At 37.7% G+C, this 2,853-nt stretch carries 4 protein-coding genes and 1 pseudogene; 2 read left to right on the top strand and 3 right to left on the bottom strand.

The features are described from left to right. Nucleotides 1–145 (top strand): NAD(P)/FAD-dependent oxidoreductase (locus HMPREF1640_RS12820; protein WP_197051496.1); only part of this gene is annotated, 145 nt, incomplete at its 5' end. Between the two features lie 284 nt (nt 146–429). Here the strand turns inward: HMPREF1640_RS12820 and HMPREF1640_RS13265 are convergent. The 3 genes from HMPREF1640_RS13265 to HMPREF1640_RS07450 all read right to left on the bottom strand — a co-directional run bounded on the left by HMPREF1640_RS13265 (nt 430) and on the right by HMPREF1640_RS07450 (nt 2,344). Then, entirely contained in the window at nt 430–594 is a 165-nt protein-coding gene (locus HMPREF1640_RS13265) for a hypothetical protein (RefSeq protein WP_156098752.1), read from the bottom strand. 12 nt (nt 595–606) lie between these two features. Continuing rightward, complete coding sequence (locus HMPREF1640_RS07455) at nt 607–1,458, bottom strand: hypothetical protein (RefSeq protein WP_036893642.1); 852 nt, start codon at nt 1,456–1,458, stop codon at nt 607–609. A gap of 205 nt (nt 1,459–1,663) precedes the next feature. Next, on the bottom strand, nt 1,664–2,344 hold the full coding sequence (locus HMPREF1640_RS07450; protein ID WP_036893641.1) for a hypothetical protein: 681 nt from the start codon (nt 2,342–2,344) through the stop codon (nt 1,664–1,666). 217 nt (nt 2,345–2,561) lie between these two features. Here HMPREF1640_RS07450 and HMPREF1640_RS07445 point away from each other — a divergent pair. Further along, nucleotides 2,562–2,853 (top strand): annotated as a pseudogene (locus HMPREF1640_RS07445) (IS1380 family transposase); the annotation flags it as partial.

The following is a 2,853-nucleotide window of genomic DNA, read 5'->3' as shown; positions in this document are numbered from 1 at the left end:
TAATTCTAAAACACTTGAAAGCATGGTTTGTCCAAATCTTTTCTTTGCTGGTGAGGTCTTAGATATTGACGCTATTACTGGTGGATTTAATTTACAGGCTGCATGGACTACTGGCTTCATTGCTGGGAGTTGTGTGGCTGAATGAAGATGTTAGGAAACCATACGCAAATAAAAATTCTTGAAAGATTGTAGTCTAATGACTGAGATTTGGCTTTAATCCAAAACTCGCACAGAAAATAAGAAACCCATTGTTAGAACGCTGTATGTAGTCGGAAGTTCCATTAAAGGATTTTACATACTTAATTCTAACAATGGGTTACGTTTTTATAACGTGAGAGAATAACAACCTGTACTTAGCGTACTACAGAGAAACGATGACGCTTTTTATTGTTATTCAATCTTTAAGAGCACGAAAAATGCATATTTTTTTTACCAATAAACTTCTCCTGCTTCGTAATCACCTTCATCGACAAAGCCATCCGTTGATAATGTTGCTTCGCCAGAAGCAATGACGCTTGTGCAAATTATTTCCATCGGTTCTGCATCCAGTATTGTTGTTATTGGCTGCATGTAGGTTTTCTTTTTATCTATCATATCTTAAATCTATTAATAGTTAATGAAAGGTCGCACAAATGTTGAAGATTTTAATTTTGCTCCGCCAAAGAAGGCACCCTCAGCTTTTGTAGTTAAAGTAATTGCAGTTTCTCCACCTGCATTCCATTGGTTTGCTGTCCAATACCAACTGTTTAGTGGAGTTCCACCTGCTTGCGTAAATACAATGTTTTGGTATTTATATCCCAAACCTTGGGTTGTGGCTTTACTCCATGGATTTATTGCTGGTTTGGCAGCTTTATAACCAGCTGCAGGATCATCTATTCCAAATAGCTTAAGTGCTAAAGCCCAATCGCCAACACCTGGTACATACCATTTTTTACCATTAACTGGGGTAAGATCCTTAATTGCATAAAACGCAGGAAAGTTTGTGCTCTCTGTTCTTACCTCTTGGTTACGCGTTTTGCTGGAAACCCATGTTTCCTTATATCCACCACGTTCTGCATCAACTCCATTATATTCTTTTATACCATCACGCAAACCTTGCTCACTTTGAGTCCATAGGGTTGTTGCTTTTTGCGAATTTGTTGTTGCCCATTGTTTTTTATCACCACCAGCATTGTTAAGCGCAATAGCAATTCTCTTTGTTTCATCTACCACGAATCCAACAGGTGTTTTTCCTGCGCTTTTACCTTCAGCAAGAGAACTAACCGAACCATCGCTAAATAGATAACTTCCTAATTTATACATCGTGTAAACAAGGGTATAACTCTTTCCTGCTTCAAGCGTTACGTCTTTCTTAAGCTTAGTAGGCATTTTTATACCACCTGCAGGTTTATCAAAAATAGTTGCTTTTATACCTTCACGTGTTTCGAAAGACACTTCACTCAACTTAGTTCCATCCAAGAAAAAGTTTCCAGCAATTTCGGGAGTTATTATAGAATAGGATTTTATTTCGTTGTTCTCGCCTTCAGTTACTGTCTTTATAGAATTGTCAAAACTACCATAAAAAAAGCGACCATCCTTTGAAGCAAGAGTATATTGTGTTTCTCCTGTTTTAGGATCTATACTCTTTTCATAGGGTGTTCCAGCTTTATATGTTGAGGCTCCATTAAAAGCACCTTTTACCCCCCCCTTCTACATATACTTTAAGTTTTGTACGAACTCTGGAAAACATTGGTTTCAATACAAATTCAAGCTTATATTCCTTTTGATTTGGTATTTCTTTCTCTTCTTCGACATAATAAGCATTTCTAGAACCTTTTCCTATATTTGTGGTAAATGTTCCATCTTCTTTAATTTCCATATGTGAGTGGTTAAATACATAGAACTTATATTTACCAGGTTCAAGATATTGCACTTTAGTGCTTTTGTCATAATTATTAAAGTTTCTTCCATCCTTAGAATTTCCATACCATTCTGCCTTTTTCTCTCCATCTTTATAAGCTAATATACGATAGTCTTGAGGATAAACAGGTTGACTTCCTGCACGAGTTTTAGGTGCATTTTCTTCTACTACTTCGGTCAACACCTCTAAGCCGTTACCTAAATTAGAAGTAGAGGTAGCGATTACACGACCTGTTTGAGCATCAGAGACGCCACGTGTAGCCGCTTCGTTGTCGGTACCATAATCTTCAGCTGACAAGCCAAACGAAATAAGAACACCCTTTGGACCTGCTTTTTCTTGTTGCCCGTTAGTCACTAAATCAGTTTCATTACTACAGCTTGTATTAATAATAGCGGTCATCCCGATGCATGCTACCATCAATACATAAAAGATTTTTTTCTTCATATTGTCTATTTTTGTTTTTAATATTTAGCCAATCTTTACTATACTGGGGGACTCTTTTATTGCACTTCGTTTTGGAACTTACGCTCCTTAATTCCGCAGCATAAATTCTTGTAAGAACTCCAAGTGTCTGAGAAACAAAGTTCTCAAAGCACTTGGATATGTCAGAAATTTCACCTATCTTGGTGCTGCAAACATAATAAGTAAGCAAATACCTGACATGCCAAAGATAGCAATTAAAAACGAGAATATCACTTTTTTCGGTGGAATTTTTCACATTATGGACGTTTTCTCAAAGTTGGGCTTTGAAAAACTTACCGAATCCGTATTGGGGAAACGTGGAAGTAGCGGCAAAGCATTCAGCCATGGAAGTATTTTCGGCTCTCTCTTCTTCAGTTACCTTTGTGGTGGAGGATGCCTTGAGGACATCAATGTGCTTATAGGACAGTTCAAGCAGAGACCCAATACGCTATTATCCGGTGCCGACACTGTGGGGCGCGGACTAAAGGAGA

The sequence above is a fragment of the Prevotella sp. S7-1-8 genome (genome assembly GCF_000758925.1).
GTDB lineage: Bacteria > Bacteroidota > Bacteroidia > Bacteroidales > Bacteroidaceae > Prevotella.
Note: the sequence above shows the minus strand (reverse complement) of the source record. Positions and strands in the feature narration are given on the sequence as shown.